The organism is Pseudomonas syringae pv. tomato str. DC3000, assembly GCF_000007805.1.
Taxonomy (GTDB): domain Bacteria; phylum Pseudomonadota; class Gammaproteobacteria; order Pseudomonadales; family Pseudomonadaceae; genus Aquipseudomonas; species Aquipseudomonas avellanae.
The window spans coordinates 4,248,499-4,272,865 of the sequence record NC_004578.1 but is presented as its reverse complement, the minus strand read 5'-3'; the positions used below and the strand labels follow the sequence as shown (position 1 = coordinate 4,272,865).

Genomic DNA, 24,367 nt, shown 5'->3' with positions numbered 1-24,367 from the left:
GCAGCTTCATCAGCACCCAGGCACAGAGATGATCCCCGCAGGTTCCATAACAAAAACAATGGGAGACCGCCTACATGAGCCAGGAACTGCGGCTTATACGCCGCATCACGTTCAAACTGATTCCTTTCCTTATTCTGCTTTACCTCATCGCTTATGTAGATCGTTCCGCCGTGGGTTTTGCCAAACTGCACATGGGCGCGGACATCGGGATCGGCGACGCCGCCTATGGTCTGGGTGCCGGGCTGTTCTTCATCGGCTACTTCCTGTTTGAAATCCCCAGCAATCTGATGCTCGAGCGCTTTGGCGCACGCCGCTGGTTCGCGCGGATCATGATCACCTGGGGCGCGATCACCATCGGCATGGCGTTTGTGCAGGGGCCGCACAGTTTCTATGTGATGCGCTTTCTGCTGGGCGCGGCCGAGGCGGGCTTCTTTCCCGGCGTGCTTTATTACATCACTCAGTGGTTTCCGGTGCGCCATCGCGGCAAGATCCTCGGTCTGTTCATTCTGTCGCAACCCATCGCCATGATGATCACCGGGCCCGTCTCGGGCGGTCTGCTGGGCATGGACGGCGTGCTCGGCCTGCATGGCTGGCAGTGGCTGTTCATCGTCATCGGCACCCCGGCGATTCTGCTCACCTGGCCGGTGTTGCGCTGGTTGCCGGACGGTCCGCAACAGGTCAAGTGGATGGATCAGGCCGAGAAAGACTGGCTGGCCGGTGAACTAAAAAAAGACCTCGAACACTACGGTCAGACTCGGCACGGCAACCCGTTGCATGCGCTGAAAGACAAGCGTGTGTTGCTTCTGGCGCTGTTCTATCTGCCGGTGACATTGAGCATTTACGGCCTGGGCCTGTGGTTGCCGACGCTGATCAAGCAGTTTGGCGGCAGCGATTTGACCACCGGTTTTGTGTCTTCGGTGCCGTACATCTTCGGCATCATCGGCCTGCTGATCGTGCCCCGCAGTTCTGACCGCCTCAATGACCGTTACGGGCATCTGGCGGTGCTTTATGTGCTGGGCGCCATCGGTCTGTTCTGCAGCGCCTGGCTGACCCTGCCGGTCGCGCAACTGGCTGCGCTGTGTGTCGTGGCCTTCGCGTTGTTTTCCTGCACGGCGGTGTTCTGGACCTTGCCGGGTCGCTTCTTTGCCGGTGCCAGCGCGGCAGCCGGTATTGCGCTGATCAATTCGGTCGGCAATCTGGGCGGCTACATTGGTCCGTTCGTGATCGGTGCGCTGAAGGAAATGACCGGCAGCCTGGCCTCGGGCCTGTATTTCCTGTCCGGGGTGATGGTATTCGGCCTGGTGTTGACCGGGATCGTTTATCACGTGCTGGAACGTAAGCATGTGTTGCCGGCTTCTGATTTTGCGGCGAGTGCCAGGTGAAGCAGTTGCGAGCTTCAAGCTTCAAGCGGCAAGAAGAAGCAGGCCTTGGCGTTTTTAATGGTGATGCAGGGAGAATCTTATGCGGTTAGTGCAATTTGAATTGAGCAACGGTCAGCGTCGGGTCGGGCTGATTGACGGTGATCAGGTGCGTGAAGTGCAGGGTGTCGAGAGCGTTCGCGAGCTGGCGCTGGCGGCTATCGAGGCGGGTTCGGGTCTGGCTCGTCAGGTCGAGCAGCGTGGCGTTGGCGAGACGCATGACTACCCGCAATTGCTCAAGGACTTGCGGATTCTGCCGCCGCTCGACCATCCTGATCCGGCGCATTTGCTGGTTAGTGGCACCGGGTTGACGCATCTGGGCAGTGCGTCTGCGCGTGACAAGATGCACCAGCAGTCTGGCGACGAAGCGTCGATGACCGACACCATGCGCATTTTCAAATGGGGCGTGGAGGGCGGCAAGCCAGCGGCGGGGCAGGCGGGTGTTCAGCCGGAGTGGTTCTATAAAGGTGACGGCAGCATCGTCGTACGCCCTGGGCATGCGTTTTCATTGCCGCCCTTTGCCGAAGATGGTGGGGAAGAGCCTGAGCTGAGTGGCCTCTATGTGATCGGCCATGATCGCAAGCCTTATCGCCTGGGCTTCGCTCTTGGCAACGAGTACTCCGATCACATCATGGAACGCCGCAATTACCTGTACCTGGCCCACTCGAAACTGCGCGCCTGCTCTTTCGGGCCGGAGCTGCGCGTAGGCGAGCTGCCACAAAGCCTGACCGGCACCAGCCGCATCTGGCGTGATGGCAAAGTGTTGTGGGAGAAAGAATTCCTCAGCGGCGAGGCCAACATGTGCCACAGCCTGGAAAACCTTGAGTACCACCACTTTAAATACGCCCAGTTCCTAAGGCCGGGTGACGTGCATGTGCACTTTTTTGGCACCGCAACCCTGTCGTTTGCCGATGGCGTACGCACCCAGCCCGGTGATCGCTTCGAGGTCAGCCAGGCCGAGTTCGGCCAGCCGCTGATCAACGGCCTGGCGCCGAGCGAAGCGGTGTTTCAGCCGGGCGGGATTGGCAAGCTTTAACGGTGTTTTAGGCGCTACATTTTCGGCGACTACACCCGCCCTTTCGCGAACAAGTTCGCTCCCACGGCCTACGGCCAGAATCAAGAGCGGACTTGTACAACGATGAGTGCTCTGCGTCCGCTCTTCACCGTGTGACGGCGATCACCGGTGTATCTCCTCCTGCCTTTTGCCCTATCATTCGCGCTTTTGCAGGCCGGATAAATATCATGACCACCACACCCACCACACTGCTCGCCGCCCTTGAAGCGACCACCATGCTGGAAATCGACGGGCTGCACGCCTGGGACTTTTCGCCTGCCGATGACCTGAACATCGAATGCATGGACGGTCGCGAGCGCAAGGTATGGCGTTTCAGCAAAGCCCAGGTCGAAGCTGCAACCTTCGATGAGTCCCTGCAAAGCTGGGTCGTCAACGATGGCAATGCCGATCACCGCATCATCTGCCTGGACGCTTTTACCCCCTCTGATGAAGATGATTCCGGGGAGGATTGATTAAATTCGGGTGGGCGCTGTCATAAACCCGACAATGCCGTAACAGGCATCAATAACCTCAACAAAAAGGGATGCCCCCATGCCCCATAAACTCCTGCCCTGGCTGGCGATTGCCAGTGCCATGAGCGCGTTCACCCTGCAGGCCCAACCCATGCCCGATACTGAATTGCTGATGGGTTCCTACACGCAAGGCAAAAGTGAAGGGATCTACCGCTTCGGCTTCAACAGCCAGACCGGCTTGATCGATGCCAAACCGTTACAGGTCATCAAGTCCGACAACCCCTCCTGGCTGACCTTATCCAAAGACCAGCGTCACCTGTTCGCGGTCAATGAAAACGGCCCGGGGCAAAAAGACGTGGTCGGCAAGGTCAGCAGCTTTGCGATCGACCCGAAAACCCGTCAGATCACGCCGATCAATCAGGTTCAAAGCCGTGGTGAAGAACCGACGCACTCCAGCCTCAGCTACGACGGCCGCTACCTGTTCGTTGCCAACTACGCCGTGAACCCTGACCCGGGCGGCGCGCTGACAGTGGTCCCGGTAGGCAAGGACGGCACGTTGAGTGAGGCCGTTCAGGTCTTGCCACTGGGACCCGGAAGCAAGGTCAACAGTGAGCGGCAACTGTCGTCACATGTGCATCTGGCCGTGCCGACCCCGGATAACAAGTACGTGGTGAGTGCCGATCTGGGCGCCGACAAGCTGTTTGTGTATCGCTACGACGCGAACCAGGCCAAGCCACTGCAGCCTGCCAAAGTGCCGACCGTGCAGTTGCCAGGCGGCTCGGGGCCACGTCATACCCTGTTCAGTGCTGATGGCAAGCATGCCTGGCTGGTGCTGGAAATGACGGCGCAGGTTGCTGTGTTTGATTACCACGACGGCGGCTTCAAGCAGACCCAGCTGGTCGACATGAAGAACAAAGGTGTGGAGGAGAAAAACGGTGGTGGTGCCTTGCACACTTCACCGGATGGCAAGTTTCTGTACGTGACCAATCGGGGTGACGCGAACCAGGTCGTGGTGTTCCGGATCGATCAGGCCAGCGGCAAGCTTGAAGAAATTCAGCGTCGTTCCCTGGAAGGCAAGGAGCCTCGCGAGTTCGCTTTTGATCCGACCGGAAAGTTCATGCTGTTCGCCAATCAGAAGAGCAATCAGATCGTGACCGTGCGCCGTGATCCGCAAAGCGGAATGATCGGTGACACGGTGCAGAAATTTGATGCAGATTCACCGTCTTATTTGCGTTTTCTGACCGAAAAGTAGGTCAGTTCGGCTCCAGCCCGCAAGATATAAGGGCTGGAGCCGTTATCATTCTTGATGATATGGGTTAGTGCTACAAAAGATTTCTGCTGAACCACCCTCGGGCGTAAGTTTGAGTCACGGCCAAGACGGCCAACACGTCAAGCAAACGTACAGACAGACAACGAGGGGTGACCGATATGAACTTCAATATTTTCTCCATCATCGCTGCATCGGCTATTTCGGCAAGCGTCGTGCTTCCGGCCAGCGCCAGTGTCGACGTCACTGATAAAAAAGCTTACGCCAGCCAGACCTACACCACGAAATATCTGCAACAAAGCGCCAATTTCTACGCCGCGCTGGACCACAAAACTCCCCAGTAAATCGTCAGCCGTCACGCTTTCGCGAGCATGTTCGCCCACACAGGTCCCTGCGACTTACTGCCCACTGCGCGGCAGGCCATGCACGGAATGTCAGGTGAGCCTGTTCGCGAAAGCGCTTATGGCGGTGGTGCATTCAAGATCGGACGCAGAGCGTCCAGAGCGGCATGCCGATGTGGAGCGTCGCACGATAGTCATAATTGAGATTATCGTTCCCTACGCTCCAGCGTGAGCATGCCGTTCGTGACGCTCTGGGTCACAGGTTTCTCAGTTACCCACCTCGATCGTACTCAACCCATTGCCCTGACGACGCACTCTGATCTGCACCGGAATTCGCTCATGCATTTCCTGTACGTGAGAGATAACGCCGACTTTGCGGCCCTGTGCCTGCAAGCCGTCCAGTGCGTCCATGGCCAGTTGCAGCGACTCAGGGTCGAGGCTGCCGAAGCCTTCGTCGATGAACAGTGATTCGATACGCAGCGTGCTGGAGGCCATCGACGCCAGGCCCAGCGCCAACGCCAGCGAGACCAGAAAGGTTTCCCCGCCTGACAGCGAATGCACCGAGCGCAGTTCATCGCCCATTTCGGTGTCCATCACCAGCAGGCCGAGCATGCTTCCACCGCGTTTCAGGCGGTAGCGGCGCACCAGTTGCTTGAGTTGCGCATTGGCGTGATGCACCAGCAGATCGAGGTTGTAGGCCTGAGCGATCTTGCGGAATTTATCACCTTCAGCCGAACCGATCAGTGACGCCAGACGAGCCCAGCGCAGGTATTCGCTGTTGGCGTCGGCGATACGCGTCTGCAGTTCGCTGTTGGCATTGCGGCGACGCTGATCTTCACTGAGTTCGGCGCGCAGGTCGGCGCACTGCTGCTCACTCTGCGCCAGTTGCTCCTGAGCCGTTTGCAGGTCGGCGGTCAGTTGCTGGTCGTCGTTCAGGTCGCTGTGCTGCGCCTGATGCTGTTGCAGGCGCTGATCACGTTCCTGCAGCAAGACTTTCGCCTGCTCCAGGTTCTTCTCGGTCGCCTGCAATTGCTGGCGCAGTTGATCGACGTGTGCGTCATCGTAGGTCAGCAGCGTGTCGAGCGCGGCATCGTCCAGTTCCGGGTGCTGACTGCGCCATTCACTGATCTGCACGTCGAGTTCGGCCAACTCTTGCTGAATGGCGTGCTGCTGTTGCTGGCCGGATTTGAGTTCGCCAGCCAGCTGGATCAACTGGCTGTGAATCTGCTGCAAGGCCTCGGCGGCCGAGCTTTCGGTTTGCCTGGCCTGCTCGATGGCGTTCTCCAGCGCCTGCTGCCATTGCTCGGCCGTGGCATGCTCGCCCAGCAGACCGGTCAGTGCCTGCTGGCTGGCCTGTTGCTGCGCGTCGAGCCGGGTGACTTCAAGCGCCAGTTCGCTCTGACGTTGCAGGCGCGCCTGCTGCTCGATTTGCTGCTTTTCGAGCTTCTGCTGGCGTTCGCGCTGTTCCTGCTGTTCTTCAGCCTGTTGCTCAAGCTGGTCCAGACGCTGGGTGATTTGCTGCTCAAGCTGCATCACCGTAGCCGATGCGTCGCTGCGCAGGCCTTCAAGCACCTGCGGCGAGACCAGCGGTGTGAACGCCGTCAGTTCTTCTTCCAGACGCTGTTGATCGGCGTCCAGTTGCTTGAGTTGCTCGGCAACATGGCGCGCAGCGGTCTGGCTGGCGTCGGTTGCGGCCTGGAGCTGCTGCTGCAAACGGGCCGCGTCTTTCTGCAAGGTCAGCAAAGCCTGCTGACGCTGCTCGTCACGGGCGATGACTTCGTTCAACTGGCTCAGTTGCTGGCTCAGCCAGCCGTCGCGTTTATCGGCGTCGCGGTCCAGCAATTGAGCGGCGAGGGGATGGGCTTCAAGGTCGGGCGCCAATGCCTGATGACGCTCAAGAAGCTGCTCGTGCTGGCGCAGCAGTTCTTTCTGGCGAGCGATCACGCCACCCACCTGTTCACGCAACTGATTGCGCTGTTCGGTCAGCAGGTCTACCGCTTTCTGCGCGCTGGCCTGCTCGTCGTCGTCATGCCGGGTGAGGCTTTCAAGCAACGCTTCGGGCTGATGCCACGGATGCTCGACGCTGCCGCAGACCGGGCAGGGCTGGTCGTCCTGCAACTGCACGCGCAGCTCTTCGACACTGGCGCTGCGGGCCAGGCGTTGACGCTCCAGCAGTTGCCGGGTGACGGTCAGGGTCTGCTCGGCGACTGCCAGTTCGTCACGAACCCGCAGGCCTTCACTGTTGAGCTGTTCGCGTTGCTGCTGAGCACTTTGCTGTTGCCGGGTCAGATCAGCAAGCTGACGGTCGACGTCTTGCTGGCTGGCCCACAGGCGAGTCAGTTCTTCAAACGCGCGTTGCTGTTTACGGTTGTCCTGCAACAGGCTGCCAAGAATCTGCACCTGCTCGGTCACAGCCTCGACTTCGCAGTCGGCTTCGCGATAGAGCAATTCCAGCGCGCTGCGCTGCTCGTCCAACTGCTGGTCGGCGACGCCAGCGCGTTGTTGCAGCGCTGGCAGCTCACTGTGCCCGTGCTTGAGGCGGTTGGCGATCAGCGTCAGGGATTTCAGGCGGTCGCGCCAGGCGTTCCAGGCCTGAGCCAGCGGGGCCAGCTCGCTGCTGCGTTGCAGTTGTTCGGCAATCCGTTCAAGGCGCTGCGCAACCTGTTGCTGCTGGTCGAGCAGGGTTTGCAGGCTGGCCTGACCTTCAGCGCAAAGCTGCCCGGTGTGCTGATGCAGGTCGCAGGCCTTGGTCAGTTCCTGGGCCAGGTGATTGAGGGTGTTCTGGGCATCAAACGCCTGTTGCAACAGCGGTTTGGCGCTGCCGTGTTGCTGCTGCGCGTCCAGCAGGCTGGTGTGCGCCTGAGCGCGGTGGGTTTCCAGCTGTTGTTGCTGGCCCTGCAGCGAGGTGTGTTGAGCCTGATGCTGACGAATCTGCTCGGCCAGCGGGTCGAGCTGGGCGTTCAAGGTGGTCCGGCGGGCAAAGCGATGGCGTTGCGGGCCCAGACGCTCCAGTTGGCCGAGAGTTTGCCGCTCGCCGCTTTGCTGGTCCCAGGTCTGTTGCGCACTGTTCAGCGCTTCCTGCGCGGCGAGCTGTTCGTCACCCAGACGATGCAGCTCGATCAGCCATTGCTGCTTGAGTTCCAGCTGCCGCTGTTGTGCTTGATGGGTTTTGAGGTGTTGCTGTGCGTCGCTGAAGCGCTGTTCCAGCTCGACCAGTTGCTCCGGGCCCAGCGGGACGATGTTGCTGGCTTGGGTGGTGAGGGCTTTCAGCGCTTCTTCGGCTTCCTTGCTCTTGCTGTAGGCGCGCCGGCCCAACTGGCTGTAGATCGCAGTGTTGGTCAGCTTTTCCAGCAGTTCGCTGCGTTCCTTGTCATCAGCTTTTAGAAAGGCACTGAACTCGCTCTGGGCGAGCATCACGGCGCGGGTGAACTGCTCGAAATTCAAGCCCAGACGGCTTTCGATCAGTTGCTCGAATTCCCGCTTGCTATGGTTGCTGAGGATTTGCTCGCTGTCCAGATCGGTGAGCGTCTGACGGCTGGCCTGTAGCTTCTTGGTGGCGTTGTCCCGTGCGCGATTGTTTTCCCAGCGGGCCCGATAGCGACGCTGATCGATACCGATGAAATCCACCTCGGCGTAACCGCTTCCGGTGCCACGACGCAGCAGGGTGCGCGGGTCACTGGTGGTGATGTCGCCATCGATGTCCGGGACCTTGGACTGACCGATATTGCTCAGCCGCGGAATCGCCCCGAACAGCGCCAGGCACAGGGCATCGAGCAAGGTGCTTTTGCCCGCGCCGGTAGGCCCGGTAATCGCGAACAAGCCGGCGCTGGCCAGCGGCTCGGCGGTGAAATCAATTTCAAACGGCCCGGCCAGCGAGGCCAGGTTTTTCAGGCGAATGGCAAGAATCTTCATGGCTGTTCGCTCTCCTGCTGAACTTCACGCAGCAGCGTGGCGAAATCGGTCAGGGTCTGTTCGTCCACCTCGCTACCAAAGTTGTCTTGCCAGGCACGGCTGAACAATTCCTGTGGGGTGAGCTGGTCCAGTTCGATCAGGCCCGCCTCGCCGTCGCTGCCATCGGCGCTGCCTTTACCGGCGTATTCGGCACCGATGCGCACCAGCCGTACGGCCTTGCCTTGCAGCGCGGTTTCGATCTGGTTGCGCAGGTCCGGTTGCGGCTCATCCAGACGCACGCGCACTTCCAGCCACGGCTGGCGGTCCGGGTCGGCGAGCAGGTCGATGTCCGGCAGCGACTTGAGCTGCACCAGCAGATCAGCCAATGGCGCAGGCCCGAGACGTTGCAGGTTGACGGCGCGCGGGATCAGGCAGGGCTCGACGCTGGTCAGCGTGTCGCCGTCGCAATTGATCTCGAGAATCTGATGCTGGTAGCCGATTTCCGAAAAGGACAGCGGGATCGGCGAGCCGCTGTAGCGAATACGCTCTTCACCATTGACCCGCTGCGGCTTGTGCAGATGGCCGAGGGCGACGTAGGTGATGCTCGGCCCGAACAGGCTGGCGGGCAAGGCTTCGGCGTTGCCGATGATCAGGCTGCGTTCGGAGTCTTCCGAGACCGAGCCGCCCGCCATGTGTGCGTGGCTGATGGCGATCAATGCCTGGCCTGGCTGGCGCTTGAGATTGGCCGCATCGATCAGCAGTTCATGCACCCGGCCAATGCCGCGCAGGTAGTCATCACCCAGGGTCGGGCCGGTGACTTCAGCGGGGCGCAGGAAGGGCAGCGCCAGGCACCAGGCCTTGATGTCGCCATTGGCATCGGGCAACGGCAGCAGCAGACGTTCGGCATCCAGCACGCCGTCGTTCAGCCACATCACCCTGCCCAGCGCATGGGTGCGCAGACGGCGCATCAGCGGCGCGGGCAGTTCGATGCGCGACCCGGAGTCATGGTTGCCGGCAATCATCACGATGGTCAGCAGCGGCTGTTGCTCGTGGGCGTTGACGATGAAGTCGTACAGCCGTTCCTGGGCTTTGACCGGCGGGTTGACGGTGTCGAAGATGTCGCCTGCTATCAGCAGCACATCAGGCTGTCGTTCGGCCAGACGGGCCAGCAGCCAGGTCAGAAAGCAGGCATGTTCGAAGTCCCGTTCCTGGCCATGCAGGTTCTGACCCAAATGCCAGTCGGAGGTGTGAAACAGACGCATTGGTTTACCTTGTCGTGTAAGGGTAATGCCTGCGCTGCATCCTCACTTGGGATACAGCGGCGGCAACCCGGCATCGCCTGCCGGGTCCTGAATATGTTCGGCGGCCGGCAGTTTGCGCACGGCGCGCCAGAGGTCTTCGCCCAGCCACAGCTTGCCGGTTTCGCTATAAAGCGCACCGTTCAGGCCGTCCAGCGCATCAGACAGCGGCACGAAGCGCGCTGCCATTTCGGCCAGGGTTTCCGGCTGTTGGCGGGCCCAGGCGTCGAGTGCCTGACGGGTCCCTTGTGGGTCGTTGGCCAGGCAGGCGCGCTTGAGATCATCCAGCACGGTACGCGGGCTCGGCCCGGCCTGCACGGTCCGGGCGATTGCCGGTTGCCCACGCGCCCGCCACCACAGCGCAAGGCCCAGCAGGGTGGTGCAGACAAACAGCAACGTGCTCAATTGCCAAGGCCAGACCGGCGGGCCGATCACGGTCATACCGCCTTGCTCATTGCTCACCGGTGTGTCCACCGCAAGCCCGGGGTTGTTGCTGATCTGCAGGGTTCGCGCCGGCAGGCTGGTGTGTTCCAGGTAGTCTTCACGGGTGTTCCACCAGGTCACTTCGACGGCAGGCAGTTCGATTGCTCCGGCACGACCGGGTACCAGTGCCTCGCGCTCTTCACGCGTGCCGATCAGGCCCCGTTCGCTGGGCAGGTTGCGCAATTGTGGCTGATCAGGATAACGCCGCAGGCTCGGCACTTCGGTCGGCGCAAGCGGCGGCAATTGCGCACCGGCCAGCCCCTCTGCCTTGAGGGTGATGGTTCGGGTCAATGAGTCGCCGACCTGAGTGGTACCCGGCTCCGGGCTCCAGTTTTCTTCGAGGCTGATGCTGCGCGCTGGCAACCAGGCGATGTCGGCCGGGTAGTTGGCAGGCTTGGGTTTGACGGTCAGCGGGACTTCGGCGGACTTGACCCGCACTGATTTGCCCGGTTGCGGGCCGAACGGATTGGCCTCCTGGCCCTGCGCTTCGGCAGGGGGTTGCACCAGCGTGGCACTGAAAACCTGCGACGGGATGGTAAGCACGCCGCTTTGCTGCGGGTAAATCGCGTAGCGTGTCTCTATCACGCCGTGGCGCACGCCATTGATGAGCTTTTCGTAGGTGCGCGCGTCGCCGAGTTTTTCGACCCGCGCATCCGGCACTTGCAAGGGGTTCAGGCTGCTGTCGTCGAACAGCGACACCGAATGATAGACGCGCAGGGTCAGCACGGCCTGAGCCTGAACATAGACGCTGTCCTGATCAAGACTCGCTTCGATGAAGATCGACGCCAGGTGGCTGGTTGGTTCCTTGGTTTCGCTCTGCATGACCTGCAAGGTCAGGGGCTGGCTTTTCAGTTCACCCAGCTGCAACGAGGGGATGATCACGCTGCCGGTCTCGCGTGGCAGCAGCGTGACGATCCAGCGCGTGGTGGCCTGGCTGCTGCCGTCGAGTGTCTTCAGGCTGTTGAGCTGGCGGGTATCACGTACCTCGAAACTGGCCTCCAGTGAGCTCATATCGGGTTTGCCGAACTGCGTGACGTCGTCGGTTTCCAGCGTTAGCTCGACCGTTTCACCCGCATTCAGGCGCGTGCGGTCAACGCTGGCCGTCAGTTGCGCAGCCTGCAACGACAAGGCGATCAGGCTGAGCAGCAGGCCGGTCAATAAGGTGTACACGCGACTCATCGGGTCTTTTCCTGATGTTGCTGTTCGTAGCGGAATTTGCGCCTCAGCAGTTCGCCCGGATCATCCGGAATCTGCCTCAGCCACTGCTCCAGCTCCTGACGCCGCTCGCCGGTGATCGGGCTGTCGGCGCCCGGAGTCGGCGGGCGAGTGGTGTGTTCGTCGTCCATCGCCGAGCCTGAGGCCGCCTGGCCGCTGGTATCCGGCGGCAGGCTTTCACTGGTGCCGGGTTGGTCCGTTCGGGACGGGTTTTCATCGGCTGGCGACGCGCTGCTGTTCGGGTCCTGTGAGGCTTGCTGGCCTTCTTCGCCCTGATCGGCCTTGTTTTGCTCGTCCTGCGCAGGCTTTTGCACCTTGGCCTGATCCAGCACACCCTGCACCAGCGCCCGATTGGCTTGCGCGGCAGGAAACTCCGGCTGGCGGTCCAGCGCCTGTTCGTAGGCATCCAGTGCAGCTTCCAGCTCACCACTGCGCGCCAGCGCATTGCCACGATTGTAGTGGTCTGTCGCGCTGTTGCCTTGGGCAAACTGCCGGGCGGCGCTGGCGTAATCCTGCGCTTCGTACAGCGCTACGCCTTTCCAGCGCACATCGTCAAAGCGCTGCGCAGCCTCGGCTGGCCGATGCTGTTCCAGCAGCCGCTGGCCCTGTTGATCGGGGCGCAGCCACAGGTCCTGAAACTCGAACGCCTGGCTGTTCTGCGGAAACACGAACACCAGCGGCAGACAGAACAACCAGCCGCGTCGGCCCGCCAGCGCGGCGATCAGCAACAGCGGCAACAGCAACCAGTGACCCTGATCGGCCCAGGTATCGAGTTGCACCAGTTGCCCGTCGCTGCGCACGTGCTGAGGGCTGGCCAACAGCCCGAGGCTGCGCAGGTCTTCTTCGTCGCCGCGCGCCTGACGGTAGCTGCCGCCGACCTGATCGGCGAAGTCATTGAGGCTGGCGCTGTCCAGGCGTGGCACCAGAATCGCGCCCTGATCGTCCTTGAGCAGGCTGCCGTTTTCCTGGGTCACCGGCGCGCCTTCGGCCGTGCCGATGCCGAGGATCAGCAACGGCGGAGACTGGCCGCGCAAGGCTTCGCGAATGCCTTGGCGCTCCTGCTCACTCAGCGACGAGGTGAGCAGCAGAATTCTCCCCTGACCCAGCGCGCCTTGCTTGAGCAGGGTCAGCGCCTTGTGTACCGCCAGGTCGGCGCGCTGGCCGGTCATGGGCATGATTGACGGCCTGGTGGCATCAAGCAGGTTATGGCTGGTGACCAGATCGTCGGACAGCGGCACCAGCGTGTGCGCGCTGCCTGCGTAGACAACAATGGCGGTTTGCGCGTCGCTGCGTTTCTGCAACAGGTCCAGCAGTTTGCGCCGGGCCTGTTCAAGGCGCGTCGGTGGCGTGTCGGTGGCGAGCATCTGCGGGGTCAGCTCGAGTATCACCACCAGCGGATCGACCGGCTTCTGGCTGATTTGCTCGACGCGCTGCCAGCTAGGCCCCATCAGGGCGAACAGTGCCAGCAACCAGGCCAGCCCCAGCGCGAACCACGGCAATTTGCTGTTGCTGCCTCGCCCGCCATTGAGCAAAACGGCATGAAAGTGCGTGGGCAGCAGCGTTTGCCAGCGCCCGGCACGTTTCTGCCGATGCCAGAGACGCCAGATCAGCAGTGCCAGCAATGGCAGAATCAACAACCATTGGGGGCGGAACCAGTGCGGCCAGAGCGCGGCGATCATCGCGACCTCCGCAGACGATTGAGGCGCTCGCGCCATTGAATGGAACGGGCAAGTGCAAGCAGGCGTTGCAGGGCATTGTTGGGCCACAGTTCGCGCAATACCAGCAGCACACTCAGCAGCAGGGCGCTCGCCAGCGGCCATTGATAAAGCGTCTGTGCCGGGCGCGCCTGGGTGGGCTGCTGGGCAACCGGCTCCAGCGCATCGAGGGTGGCACGGATCTTTTCCAACTGGTCGCCGTCGCGCGCGCGGAAATACTGGCCGCCACTGATACTGGCGATTTCCTTGAGCGTCGGTTCGTCCAGGTCAAGGCTCGGGCTCAGGCCCAGCGCGCTCTGCAGGGCGTCTTTATCGGGGTCCGAGCCGATGCCGATGGGGTAGATTTTCACGCCTTCTTCGGCGGCCAGCCGTGCGGCAGTAATCGGATCGATCTGCCCCGCGTTGTTGGCGCCATCGGTGACCAGCACCAGCACACGGCTGTTGGCCGGGCGCAGGCGCAGGCGTTTCAGGGCCAGGCCGATAGCATCGCCAACGGCGGTATTCTTGCCTGCAATGCCTATTTTCGCTTCGTCGAGCCAGACCCGCACGGTGCGTCGGTCATAGGTCAGCGGTGCTTGAACAAATGCCTGCGTGCCGAACAGGATCAGGCCGACCCGATCACCCTTGCGGCCTTCCAGAAAGTCGCCAAGCAGTTGCTGGACCAGCACCAGTCGGCTGACTTCATCGCTTTTCCACTGCATGTCGGGGTAGTCCATCGACCCGGACACATCGACCGCCACCAGCAGGTCGCGACCGCTGGCCGCCACCGGCAAGGGTTCGCCCAGCCATTGCGGGCGCGCAGTTGCAATCAGCAGCAACAGCCAGATCAGCAGAAACGGCGCACGTTGGCGCCAGACCGGCAGATTGGCCTTGGCACGGCGTCCGCTCAGCCCTTCGAGTTCGCCGAGAAAACTGACCTTGAGCGCCGGCTCTCCACTGTCAGCCATCGGCAGCAAGGCGCGCATCAGCCACGGCAGTGGCAGCAGGACGAAAACCCAGGGCCAGACGAATTCAAACATGTTTGCGAATCCACGTATCGACCGCCTGGGTCAGCCCGGTGATGGCCTTGTCATCCAGCTTGCACTCGGGTTTGTAAGCGCCTTCGACCAGAATCATCCAGCGCGTCAGGCCCGCGGCCGGGCAGCGATTGTCGAGGAACGCCAGCCATTTGCGGCCATTGAGGGTGTGGCTCTGGCTGTGCGGGTAATGATTGCGACACAGGCGTTTGAGCAGCCCGTTGATCTGTTGCAGCCAAGCACCGGCGGGCGCGCCGTCATAGGGTTTGGGCAGGCTGGACAGCTCCGCGAGGGCTGCGACGCGAACCGGGTCCAGTGGTTGCTCGCTGCGTACCTTGCCAGCCTTGACCGGCAGCAGTCGGCGTAAGCGCCACAGGCCCCAGCCCGCAGCTGGGATCAGCAACAGCAGCGCCCACCACCCCGGCGCGAGCGGCCAGAAGCCGACAGCGTCGGGGGCGATCAGCGGTTGCAGTTGATCCAGCGGGTTCATTTGCGTTTTACCGGACGCTGGGCGTTGAGGTATTCACGCAGTTGCTCTACCAGTTCGCTTTGCGTGCTCAGGGGCATGAGCAATACACGCAGCTTTTGCGCGAGCAATTCCCAGCGGGCAGAGCGGTCTTCGCCCTGTTGCCGATAGGCGCGGCGCAACTCGGGGTTGAGGGTGTCGAGTTCCAGTTGCGCGCCGCGCTCGGCAAAGCGCAACAGGCCTGCGGCAGGCAGGGCGCGGTCCAGCGGGTCGGACAACGGCAGCAACAGCAGGTCGCTGTGGCGTGAGAGCAGGCTCAACTGTTGTTCGGCAACATCGGACAGCGCGCGCTCATCACACAGCACGATCACCAGGCTGCCGGGGCGCAGCACTTCGCGGGCGCGCCGCAATGCAGTACCAAAGGCATCGCGGTCGGCGGGGATTTCCGTGTGCAACGACTGGTTGACCCGCACCAGGCGGTTGAGCAGTTGCAACAGGCTCTGCTTGCTGCGTCGCGGTTTGATTTCATAGTGCTCGTTATCGCCGAACACCAGCCCGCCGACCCGGTCGTTGTGCTCCAGCGCGGCCCAGCCGATCAGCGCGGCAGCCTGAGCGGCCAGCACCGACTTGAACATCAGGCCGGAGCCGAAAAACAACCGGCGGCTTTGTTCCACCAGAATGAAAATCGGCCGCTCGCGCTCTTCATGGAATAGCTTGGTGTGCGGTTCCTGGGTACGGGCGGTGACGCGCCAGTCGATGCTGCGCACGTCATCGCCCGCCTGATAGACGCGCACCTGATCAAAGTCCACACCCCGCCCGCGCAGCTTGGAATGGTGCAGGCCGATCAACGGGCTGCGTCGGCTCGGCGTGGAAAACAGCTGCACTTCCCGTACCCGATGACGCATCTCGATCAGCTCGCTGAGGCTGACACGAATGCCCGGCTGGGGGATCAGGTAGGGTTGCATGGGGTCAGGCGACGGCCACGACGTCGAGGATGCGCTGAATCACGCGATCCTGATCGATACCGGCGGCTTCTGCCTCGAACGACAGGATGATGCGGTGGCGCAGCACGTCGAACAGCACCGCCTGAATGTCCTCGGGGCTGACGAAGTCGCGTCCGGCCAGCCAGGCATGGGCGCGGGCGCAACGGTCCAGCGAGATGGAGCCACGCGGGCTGGCGCCGTAGGCAATCCATTCGGCCAGCTCAGGGTCGAACTTGGCCGGGGTGCGGGTGGCCATGACCAGTTGCACGAGGTATTCCTCGACCGCATCGGCCATGTACAGGCCAAGGATTTCCTTGCGTGCAGCGAAGATCGCCTGCTGGCTGACACGCCGCTCGGGCTTGGTCTCGCCGTTGAGGGCTTCGCCACGCGCCTGCTGCAAGATCTTGCGTTCGACGGCGGCATCCGGGAAGCCGATTTTGACGTGCATCAGAAAACGGTCGAGCTGGGCTTCGGGCAGCGGGTAGGTGCCTTCCTGCTCGATGGGGTTCTGGGTCGCCATGACCAGAAACAGCGGCGACAGGTCGTAGGTGCTGCGACCGACACTGACCTGGCGTTCAGCCATGGCCTCAAGCAGCGCCGACTGGACCTTGGCCGGAGCCCGGTTGATTTCGTCAGCCAGCACCAGGTTGTGGAAGATTGGCCCTTGCTGGAACACGAAGCTGCCGGTTTCCGGGCGATAGATTTCCGTGCCGGTAATGTCGGCAGGCAGCAGGTCGGGGGTGAACTGAATACGGTGGAACTGCGCTTCGATGCCTTCTGCCAGTTCCTTGATGGCCTTGGTCTTGGCCAGACCCGGTGCGCCCTCGACCAGCATGTGGCCGTCGGCGAGCAGGGCGATGAGCAGGCGTTCGATCAGCTTTTCCTGGCCAAGGATCTGCGTTGAAAGAAATGTTCGCAGCGCAATCAGCGCTTCACGATGTTCCATCGGTGACGATTCCTGGCAGGGTTATCAGCTGTGTCGGGTGACCGCTGAACTGGGGGCGTTACTTTAATCTATCCGGGTCGTTATCCACTAACGACTGGAGGGTTTTTTATTGCATTTAGAGACGGATACCTCACTTATCCGAGAATTGTCCTACACGTTCCGTCGGCAATTATGTAGGGCTTGAGGCGCAGGCCCTGAGCACCGCTCACGGCAGGCGATAGAAACTCGCGGCGTTGTCCCACATTGCACGCTGTGCGTCTTTCTCACCCAGGGCGTCGATCAGCAACTCGATATCGTCTGCCTGGAAAGGGCGCGGTGCTCGGGTCGAAGGCAGGTCGGTGCCGAACATCAGCGCATTCGGGTTGGCGGCATTGATGTCCCTGAGTGCTTCGCGTACCGGAAAGTCCACACGGCCAAAGCCGCAGGCCTTGATGCGCACACCACGTTCCGCGAGGCGCAGCAACACCGGCAGGCCCTCTGCGCTCAATCCCAGATGATCGATGCTGATCGCCGGCAATTTGTGCAGGCGGGTTTCAATTTCAGCCAGCTCTCGTGAGTCGATGTACAGCTCCGAATGCCAGCCCACACGCTCATGCACGCGCAGCGCCAGGGCTTCCAGTTGGTCAAGCTGCTCCGAGCCGCCACGTTTGAGGTTGAAGCGCAGGGCACGAACGCCCGCCGCATTCAGGGTGTCCAGTTCGGCATCGGTAACGCTGGCGGGCAACTGAGTCACGCCAACGAACCCCGGCCCCAGCAGACGCAGGGCCTCCAACAGGTAGCCCTGATCAAAACCCTGGAAAGAACCGGACACAATCGCGCCACCTTGAACGCCCAGCGGCCCGACGCTTGCCAGATAGTCGCTGACGCCGAACGGCTCCGGCAGGTAGCCGTTATTGGCGATCAGCGGGAAGTGCGGGTCGATGATGTGGCAGTGGGCGTCGAAAATACGGTTCATGATGGGCTCCCAGGTGGCGAAGCCATCACTCTACCGGGTTTTGCCCTTCAATCGACGCTGCTGACGTACTCACCCACGTTGGCCGTGATGATGCGCAACGTCCGGTTAACCTCCGCCAGCTCGTCCGCGTCTGTGCCGTGGATGATTTCAAATTGCTCATGCCCCTTGAGTTGCGCGGCATCTGCCGGGCCGATTTGCACCAGCAGGCGCTGGCCATCCAGGGTGACTTCAAGGCTGGAGACGGTGTGCGACGTGTCATCGCCAACGGTGATTTCCACTTCGTTTTCATCCGGGAAACGGGTCAGGGAAAACAGGTCGCCGCCTTCTCCGTGGCAGCACAGCAGCGCCATGTTGTCGTATTCGTCGTCGCAGGCATTGACGATCAGGGCGGCGGTCTTGATTTGCATAGGGTTTCCAGTGCGGTTGGGAAGCGTGGGATGGATTTTGCCAGCACCGGGCATAAATTGTCGGTCGGTATTGGCACAATCGTGCGGATTTTAGCGTGACCTGATGACCGAATATGTCGCAGCTTCGTAAGCAGTGCGCGGTCAGCTCTCGTTAAGCTGCATGGCAGACGAGTGGTGTAGGGTGTCTGCCCTGCGTCCCGGTTTTTTCATCCCGGCATTCAAATGTGACTACCCTGACACAGCGGGCGTTAGTACTTTAGCTTTACACTCGACGGGGTCGTGCCCACACAGTTGAACGTGAGGGCACCCCGGTCGCAACACCTTCTTCAAGCCTCCCCAATAAAAGCCAAAGCGGAGTACCACAGATGGCGTTCTTCACCGCAGCCAGCAAGTCCGACTTCCAGCATCAACTGCAAGCGGCACTGGCTCAGCACATCAGCGAACAGGCACTGCCACAAGTGGCGCTGTTTGCCGAGCAATTCTTCGGCATCATTTCCCTCGACGAACTCACCCAGCGGCGTCTGTCCGACCTGGCAGGCTGCACCTTGTCCGCGTGGCGTCTGCTGGAGCGTTTCGAACACGCTCACCCGCAGGTGCGCGTCTACAACCCTGATTACGAGCGCCACGGCTGGCAGTCGACTCATACTGCCGTCGAAGTGCTGCATCACGACCTGCCGTTTCTGGTCGACTCCGTACGCACCGAGCTGAACCGTCGCGGTTACAGCATCCACACCTTGCAAACCACCGTGTTGAGCGTGCGCCGCGGCGCGAACGGCGAGTTGCTGGAGCTGCTGCCCAAGGGCGCCACCGGCGAAGACGTGCTGCAGGAATCGCTGATGTACCTGGAGATCGACCGCTGCGCCAGTGCCAGCGAGTTGAACGTGCTGGCTCGCGAGCTGGAGCAGGTGCTCGGCGAGGTGCGGGTCGCGGTAGAAGATTTTGCGCCGATGAAAGCGCGTCTGCATGATCTGCTGGCGAGCATCGATGCCAACGAATCCAACACCGATGCGGAAGAAAAGGCCGAAATCAAGGTCTTCCTGCAATGGCTGGTGGACAACCACTTTACCTTTCTGGGTTACGAAGAGTTCGAGGTGCGCACGGACGCCAATGGCGGTCAACTGGTGTACGACGAATCTTCGTTCCTGGGCCTGACCCGCCTGCTGCGTCCGGGGCTGAGCCACGAAGACCTGCACATCGAAGACTATGCGGTGAAATACCTGCAAGAGCCGGTGCTGCTGTCGTTCGCCAAGGCCGCGCACCCGAGCCGCGTACACCGTCCGGCCTACCCGGACTACGTGTCGATCCGGCAGATCGACGCCTCCGGCAAGGTCATCAAGGAATGCCGCTTCATGGGCCTGTACACCTCGTCGGTGTATGGCGAGAGCGTGCGGCAGATCCCGTACATTCGCCGCAAGGTTGCAGAAGTCGAGCGTCGTTCCGGCTTCGATGCCAAGGCGCACCTGGGCAAGGAACTGGCGCAGGTCGTCGAAGTGCTGCCCCGCGACGACCTGTTTCAGACCCCGGTGGACGAGTTGTTCGCCACGGTCATGTCCATCGTGCAGATTCAGGAGCGCAACAAGATTCGCGTGTTCCTGCGCAAGGACCCGTACGGCCGTTTCTGCTACTGCCTGGCCTACGTGCCGCGTGACGTGTATTCCACCGAAGTGCGGCAGAAGATCCAGCAGGTGCTGATGGATCGCCTGAAAGCCAGTGACTGCGAGTTCTGGACATTCTTCTCCGAATCGGTCCTGGCGCGTGTGCAACTGATCCTGCGGGTAGACCCGAAGATCAACCTGGACATCGACGTTGCCCAGCTGGAAAACGAAGTCATTCAGGCCTGCCGCTCGTGGAAGGACGACTACGCCAGTCTGGTCGTGGAAAGCTTCGGCGAAGCGCAAGGCACCAACGTGCTGGCCGACTTCCCGAAAGGCTTCCCGGCGGGTTATCGCGAGCGCTTTGCGGCGCACTCGGCCGTGGTCGACATGCAGCACATGCTGAGCCTGAGCGAAACCAATCCACTGGTGATGAGCTTCTATCAGCCGCTGGCCGGTGATCGTCAGCAATTGCATTGCAAGCTGTATCACGCCGACACGCCGCTGGCGCTGTCCGACGTGCTGCCGATTCTGGAAAACCTTGGCCTGCGCGTACTGGGCGAGTTCCCGTATCGCCTGCACCACGCCAATGGTCGCGAATTCTGGATTCATGACTTCGCCTTTACCTATGGCGAAGGTTTGAGCCTCGATATTCAACAGCTTAACGACACCTTGCAGGATGCGTTCGTGCATATCGTGCGCGGCGATGCCGAAAACGATGCGTTCAACCGTCTGGTGCTGACGGCCGGTCTGCCATGGCGCGACGTGGCGTTGCTGCGTGCCTACGCGCGTTACTTGAAGCAGATTCGTCTGGGCTTTGATCTGGGTTACATCGCCACCACCCTGAACAACCACACCGACATCGCCCGCGAGCTGACGCGTATGTTCAAGACCCGTTTCTATCTGGCGCGCAAACTGGGCTCCGATGACCTGGACGACAAGCAATTGCGTCTGGAGCAGGCGATTCTGACCGCACTGGACGATGTTCAGGTGCTCAACGAAGACCGCATCCTGCGTCGCTACCTGGACCTGATCAAGGCCACCCTGCGGACCAACTTCTATCAGGCTGACGCAAACGGGCAGAGCAAGAGTTACTTCAGCTTCAAGTTCAACCCGCGCCTGATCCCTGAGCTGCCAAAGCCGGTGCCCAAGTTCGAGATCTTCGTGTATTCGCCGCGTGTCGAAGGCGTGCACCTGCGCTTCGGCAACGTGGCGCGTGGCGGCCTGCGCTGGTCGGACCGCGAAGAAGACTTCCGTACCGAAGTGCTCGGTCTGGTCAAGGCTCAACAGGTGAAGAACTCTGTCATTGTGCCGGTCGGCGCCAAGGGCGGCTTCGTGCCGCGCCGTCTGCCAACCACTGGCAACCGCGACGAAGTGCAGGCAGAAGCAATTGCCTGCTACCGCATCTTTATTTCGGGCCTGCTGGACATCACCGACAACCTCAAGGAAGGCGTGCTGGTGCCGCCGGTCAACGTGGTGCGCCACGACGACGATGACCCGTACCTGGTGGTCGCCGCCGACAAGGGCACCGCGACCTTCTCCGACATCGCCAACGGCATCGCTATCGACTACGGCTTCTGGCTGGGTGATGCGTTCGCCTCCGGTGGCTCGGCCGGTTACGACCACAAGAAGATGGGCATCACCGCCAAGGGCGCGTGGGTGGGCGTGCAGCGTCACTTCCGTGAACGCGACATCAATGTGCAGCAGGACAGCATCAGCGTGATCGGCATCGGCGACATGGCCGGTGACGTATTCGGCAACGGCCTGCTGATGTCCGACAAACTGCAACTGGTCGCAGCGTTCAACCACTTGCACATCTTCATCGATCCAAACCCGGAGCCGGCCAGCAGCTTTGCCGAGCGCGAGCGTCTGTTCAATCTGCCGCGCTCGTCGTGGACCGATTACGACACCAGCATCATGTCCGCTGGCGGCGGGATCTTCCCGCGCAGCCTCAAGAGCATCGCCATCACCGAACAGATGAAGGCGCGCTTCGACATCAAGGCCGACAAGCTGACTCCGACCGAGCTGCTGCACGCGCTGCTCAAGGCGCCGGTTGATCTGTTGTGGAACGGCGGCATCGGTACGTACGTCAAGTCCAGCGAAGAGTCGCATGCCGATGTCGGCGACAAAGCCAACGACGCGCTGCGTGTCGACGGCAACGAGCTGCGCTGCAAGGTGGTGGGCGAGGGCGGCAACCTGGGCATGACCCAGCTGGGTCGTGTCGAGTTCGGCCTCAATGGCGGCGCAACCAACACCGACTTCATCGATAACGCCGGTGGTGTGGACTGCTCCGACCACGAAGTGAACATCAAGATCCTGCTCAACGAAGTGGTGCAGGCCGGTGACATGACCGAGAAGCAGCGCAACCAGCTGCTCGAAAGCATGACCGACGAAGTGGGTCATCTGGTGCTCGGCAACAACTACAAGCAGACCCAGGCACTGTCGCTGGCCGCACGCCGTGCGTACGAGCGGATTGCCGAATACAAGCGTCTGATGAGCGACCTGGAAGCGCGTGGCAAGCTCGATCGCGCCATTGAGTTCCTGCCTGCTGAAGACCAGATTGCCGAGCGGGTTGCGGCCAAACAAGGCCTGAGTCGTGCCGAGCTGTCGGTGTTGATCTCCTACAGCAAGATCGACCTCAAGGAAGCGTTGCTGGAATCGCGTGTGCCGGATGATGATTATCTGACCCGCGACATGGAAACCGCATTCCCGCCGTCACTGGGTGCCAGGTTCTCCACGGCCATGCGCAGCCACCGTCTGAAGCGCGAGATCGTCAGCACGCAGATCGCCAACGACCTGGTCAACCACATGGGCATCACCTTTGTGCAGCGCCTCAAAGAGTCGACCGGCATGAGTGCTGCGGCTGTGGCCGGTGCCTACGTGATTGTGCGGGACATCTTCCACCTGCCGCACTGGTTCCGTCAGATCGAATCGCTGGACTACAAGGTTTCGGCTGAAATCCAGCTGGCGCTGATGGATGAGCTGATGCGTCTGGGGCGTCGTGCCACGCGCTGGTTCCTGCGTAGCCGTCGCAACGAGCTGGATGCCGGTCGTGACGTGGCGCACTTCGGTCCGCACCTCGCCGCGCTGGGCCTCAAGCTCGACGAACTGCTGGAAGGTCCGACCCGCGAGATCTGGCAGACGCGTTATCAGGCTTATGTCGAAGCCGGCGTGCCGGAATTGCTGGCGCGCATGGTTGCCGGGACGACTCACCTGTACACGCTGTTGCCGATCATCGAAGCCTCCGACGTCACCGGGCAGAACGCTGCCGATGTGGCCAAGGCTTACTTCGCCGTAGGCAGCGCGCTGGACATCACCTGGTACTTGCAGCAGATCAGCAGCCTGCCGGTGGAAAACAACTGGCAAGCCCTGGCGCGTGAAGCGTTCCGTGACGATATCGACTGGCAACAGCGGGCGATCACCGTGTCGGTCCTGCAAATGGCAGACGGCCCGTCAGACATCGAAGCGCGTCTGGCTCTGTGGCTGGAACAGCATTCGCTGATGGTCGAGCGCTGGCGCGCCATGCTGGTCGAGCTGCGTGCGGCCAGTGGCACGGACTACGCCATGTATGCCGTCGCCAACCGCGAACTGCTGGACCTGGCCATGAGCGGGCAGAGCCTCACGGTCTGATCCGCTTGTAACAGCTTGACCCATGAAAAAACCGCATCGAGAGATGCGGTTTTTTTGTGGTGCGCCAAGCATGGCGCGTTGCGCCTAAGCGCAACCAGCTTGGATATGGTGGCCACGCTGGTGACTTGGAGGTGCAAGTCCTTTACACACCCGGCAAGGGGAAGCGTTAGCCGAAGGCAAGGGTGTCACGGGTGACTGCGGAAGGGGTCTGGTTGCCCCACACACTGTTTCAGACGAGCAATAACGTCCGGCGTCGTTTTGGTTGTGTTGATCCTGCCGATGTCATCAAGATAGACGTCTATCGTTCTTCCCCATTCCGGCGTGATGTCGATGCACCTCTGAAAACCCTTGTCGGTCCACCAATCGAACATCATGAAAAAGTCCTTGTCAGGGAATATGTAGCTGAACTCAACGGCTGAACCGCCCCCTTTGGGCATGTCACCCTTATAGATTCGATGCTGCGTGTTCCAGATGTACCGAAATTCTTCCTTTCCTTCATGTGAAAAATTGACAGCTACGACCGGCGATGCCAAGTACCAAAATGCAATTGGGCAGATTAATAAGGCGCCAAGCACCCATCGGCCATATCTGAACTTAGCGTTATTCGCCTTTTTTTTCACTGGTGCCTTTCCCCCCCCCCCCCATTCTTCTCGCGTTATTGCAAGAAACTCACTTGTTGCCGTCGTGCGGTAATGTTTCCGTAAGTAAGTCGTCTCGGTCTGCATGGTGGCCGTGCTGATTGTCTTTTTTGTGTTGCTGGCAGGGCGCTTTAGGACCGAAAGGGGTCAGATTCACCCACGCATTGCTTCAACCGGGCAATAACCTTAGGAGATGTTTTTTCGATATCGACCCTACCAGTCCTATCAAGGTAGATGTCTATCGTTGCCCAGCGCTTAGGTGTGATGTCGATGCATTTTCGTAAACCTCTGTCGGTCCACCAAAAGAACACCATGAAGAAGTTCTCATCAGGGAATACATGACCAAACTCCGATGTCGCTTCCCCCGGTAGCATTCGCTGCCTTGTAATCTGGTCGTGAGTGTCCCAAATTAAGCGCAGTTCGTCCGTGGCTTCTTTAGGGTAGTGGAAAATTACGCCGGGAGCAGCAAAATACCAAGCCACCAGCGGAGCTATCAATAGGAAAAGGAACAAGCAACGGACCTTAATTTTTTGCATTTGTGCTCAATAACACGTGCTCTCCATTATCGGGCGGCTGGTT

The 24,367-nt window shown here is 61.0% G+C and carries 18 protein-coding genes; 6 read left to right on the top strand and 12 right to left on the bottom strand.

All coding sequences use genetic code 11. The features are described from left to right. Positions 1 to 74: 74 nt before the first annotated feature. From PSPTO_RS19535 to PSPTO_RS19515, 5 genes are all read left to right on the top strand, one after another. Positions 75 to 1,382 carry an MFS transporter gene (locus tag PSPTO_RS19535; protein WP_005769128.1) on the top strand — a complete coding sequence of 436 codons (1,308 nt, stop codon included), beginning with the start codon at positions 75 to 77 and terminating at the stop codon, positions 1,380 to 1,382. Positions 1,383 to 1,461: 79 nt separating this feature from the next. Beyond that, positions 1,462 to 2,454 (top strand): AraD1 family protein, encoded by a 993-nt coding sequence (araD1, locus tag PSPTO_RS19530; protein ID WP_005769130.1) that lies wholly within the window; start codon positions 1,462 to 1,464, stop codon positions 2,452 to 2,454. A 206-nt stretch (positions 2,455 to 2,660) separates the two neighbouring features. After that, positions 2,661 to 2,945, top strand: a complete 285-nt coding sequence (locus tag PSPTO_RS19525; protein ID WP_046463335.1) for a DUF5629 family protein — start codon at positions 2,661 to 2,663, stop codon at positions 2,943 to 2,945. A gap of 79 nt (positions 2,946 to 3,024) precedes the next feature. Next, entirely contained in the window at positions 3,025 to 4,197 is a 1,173-nt protein-coding gene (locus PSPTO_RS19520; protein WP_005769135.1) for a lactonase family protein, read from the top strand. Positions 4,198 to 4,373: 176 nt separating this feature from the next. Continuing rightward, positions 4,374 to 4,556 (top strand): hypothetical protein, encoded by a 183-nt coding sequence (locus PSPTO_RS19515; RefSeq protein ID WP_005769138.1) that lies wholly within the window; start codon positions 4,374 to 4,376, stop codon positions 4,554 to 4,556. A 264-nt stretch (positions 4,557 to 4,820) separates the two neighbouring features. Here PSPTO_RS19515 and PSPTO_RS19505 read toward each other — a convergent pair whose 3' ends face one another. From PSPTO_RS19505 to PSPTO_RS19460, 10 genes are all read right to left on the bottom strand, one after another. Next, positions 4,821 to 8,465, bottom strand: coding sequence for an AAA family ATPase (locus PSPTO_RS19505; RefSeq protein WP_011104711.1), 3,645 nt, complete (start codon positions 8,463 to 8,465; stop codon positions 4,821 to 4,823). Further along, positions 8,462 to 9,706, bottom strand: a complete 1,245-nt coding sequence (locus PSPTO_RS19500; RefSeq protein WP_011104710.1) for an exonuclease SbcCD subunit D C-terminal domain-containing protein — start codon at positions 9,704 to 9,706, stop codon at positions 8,462 to 8,464. Before PSPTO_RS19500 ends, PSPTO_RS19505 begins: the two co-directional genes overlap by 4 nt. Positions 9,707 to 9,748: 42 nt before the next feature. Then, positions 9,749 to 11,404, bottom strand: a complete 1,656-nt coding sequence (locus PSPTO_RS19495; protein ID WP_011104709.1) for a BatD family protein — start codon at positions 11,402 to 11,404, stop codon at positions 9,749 to 9,751. Continuing rightward, complete coding sequence (locus tag PSPTO_RS19490; protein WP_005769148.1) at positions 11,401 to 13,119, bottom strand: VWA domain-containing protein; 1,719 nt, start codon at positions 13,117 to 13,119, stop codon at positions 11,401 to 11,403. Before PSPTO_RS19490 ends, PSPTO_RS19495 begins: the two co-directional genes overlap by 4 nt. Further along, positions 13,116 to 14,174 (bottom strand): vWA domain-containing protein, encoded by a 1,059-nt coding sequence (locus PSPTO_RS19485; RefSeq protein ID WP_005769151.1) that lies wholly within the window; start codon positions 14,172 to 14,174, stop codon positions 13,116 to 13,118. The genes PSPTO_RS19490 and PSPTO_RS19485 overlap by 4 nt, the downstream gene beginning before the upstream one ends. Continuing rightward, on the bottom strand, positions 14,167 to 14,661 hold the full coding sequence (locus PSPTO_RS19480; RefSeq protein WP_011104708.1) for a DUF4381 domain-containing protein: 495 nt from the start codon (positions 14,659 to 14,661) through the stop codon (positions 14,167 to 14,169). The genes PSPTO_RS19485 and PSPTO_RS19480 overlap by 8 nt, the downstream gene beginning before the upstream one ends. After that, positions 14,658 to 15,602: a DUF58 domain-containing protein gene (locus PSPTO_RS19475; RefSeq protein ID WP_003376303.1), complete on the bottom strand. Its 945-nt coding sequence runs from the start codon at positions 15,600 to 15,602 to the stop codon at positions 14,658 to 14,660. The genes PSPTO_RS19480 and PSPTO_RS19475 overlap by 4 nt, the downstream gene beginning before the upstream one ends. Positions 15,603 to 15,606: 4 nt before the next feature. Further along, the gene (locus tag PSPTO_RS19470; RefSeq protein ID WP_002554476.1) at positions 15,607 to 16,566 is read right to left on the bottom strand and encodes an AAA family ATPase; all 960 of its coding nucleotides are present in this window, start codon (positions 16,564 to 16,566) and stop codon (positions 15,607 to 15,609) included. A 205-nt stretch (positions 16,567 to 16,771) separates the two neighbouring features. Next, the gene (locus PSPTO_RS19465) at positions 16,772 to 17,521 is read right to left on the bottom strand and encodes an amidohydrolase family protein (protein ID WP_011104707.1); all 750 of its coding nucleotides are present in this window, start codon (positions 17,519 to 17,521) and stop codon (positions 16,772 to 16,774) included. Between the two features lie 47 nt (positions 17,522 to 17,568). Then, positions 17,569 to 17,928: a hypothetical protein gene (locus PSPTO_RS19460; protein ID WP_044392753.1), complete on the bottom strand. Its 360-nt coding sequence runs from the start codon at positions 17,926 to 17,928 to the stop codon at positions 17,569 to 17,571. Positions 17,929 to 18,293: 365 nt separating this feature from the next. Here PSPTO_RS19460 and PSPTO_RS19455 point away from each other — a divergent pair, with 365 nt between their 5' ends. Continuing rightward, positions 18,294 to 23,150, top strand: coding sequence for an NAD-glutamate dehydrogenase (locus PSPTO_RS19455; protein ID WP_011104706.1), 4,857 nt, complete (start codon positions 18,294 to 18,296; stop codon positions 23,148 to 23,150). A gap of 185 nt (positions 23,151 to 23,335) precedes the next feature. Here the strand turns inward: PSPTO_RS19455 and PSPTO_RS19450 are convergent, their stop codons facing one another. Together PSPTO_RS19450 and PSPTO_RS19445 are read right to left on the bottom strand one after the other, a co-directional pair. Next, positions 23,336 to 23,770, bottom strand: a complete 435-nt coding sequence (locus tag PSPTO_RS19450) for a hypothetical protein (RefSeq protein ID WP_007245189.1) — start codon at positions 23,768 to 23,770, stop codon at positions 23,336 to 23,338. 149 nt (positions 23,771 to 23,919) lie between these two features. Beyond that, complete coding sequence (locus PSPTO_RS19445) at positions 23,920 to 24,324, bottom strand: hypothetical protein (protein WP_005769163.1); 405 nt, start codon at positions 24,322 to 24,324, stop codon at positions 23,920 to 23,922. Between the last annotated feature and the right edge of the window lie 43 nt (positions 24,325 to 24,367).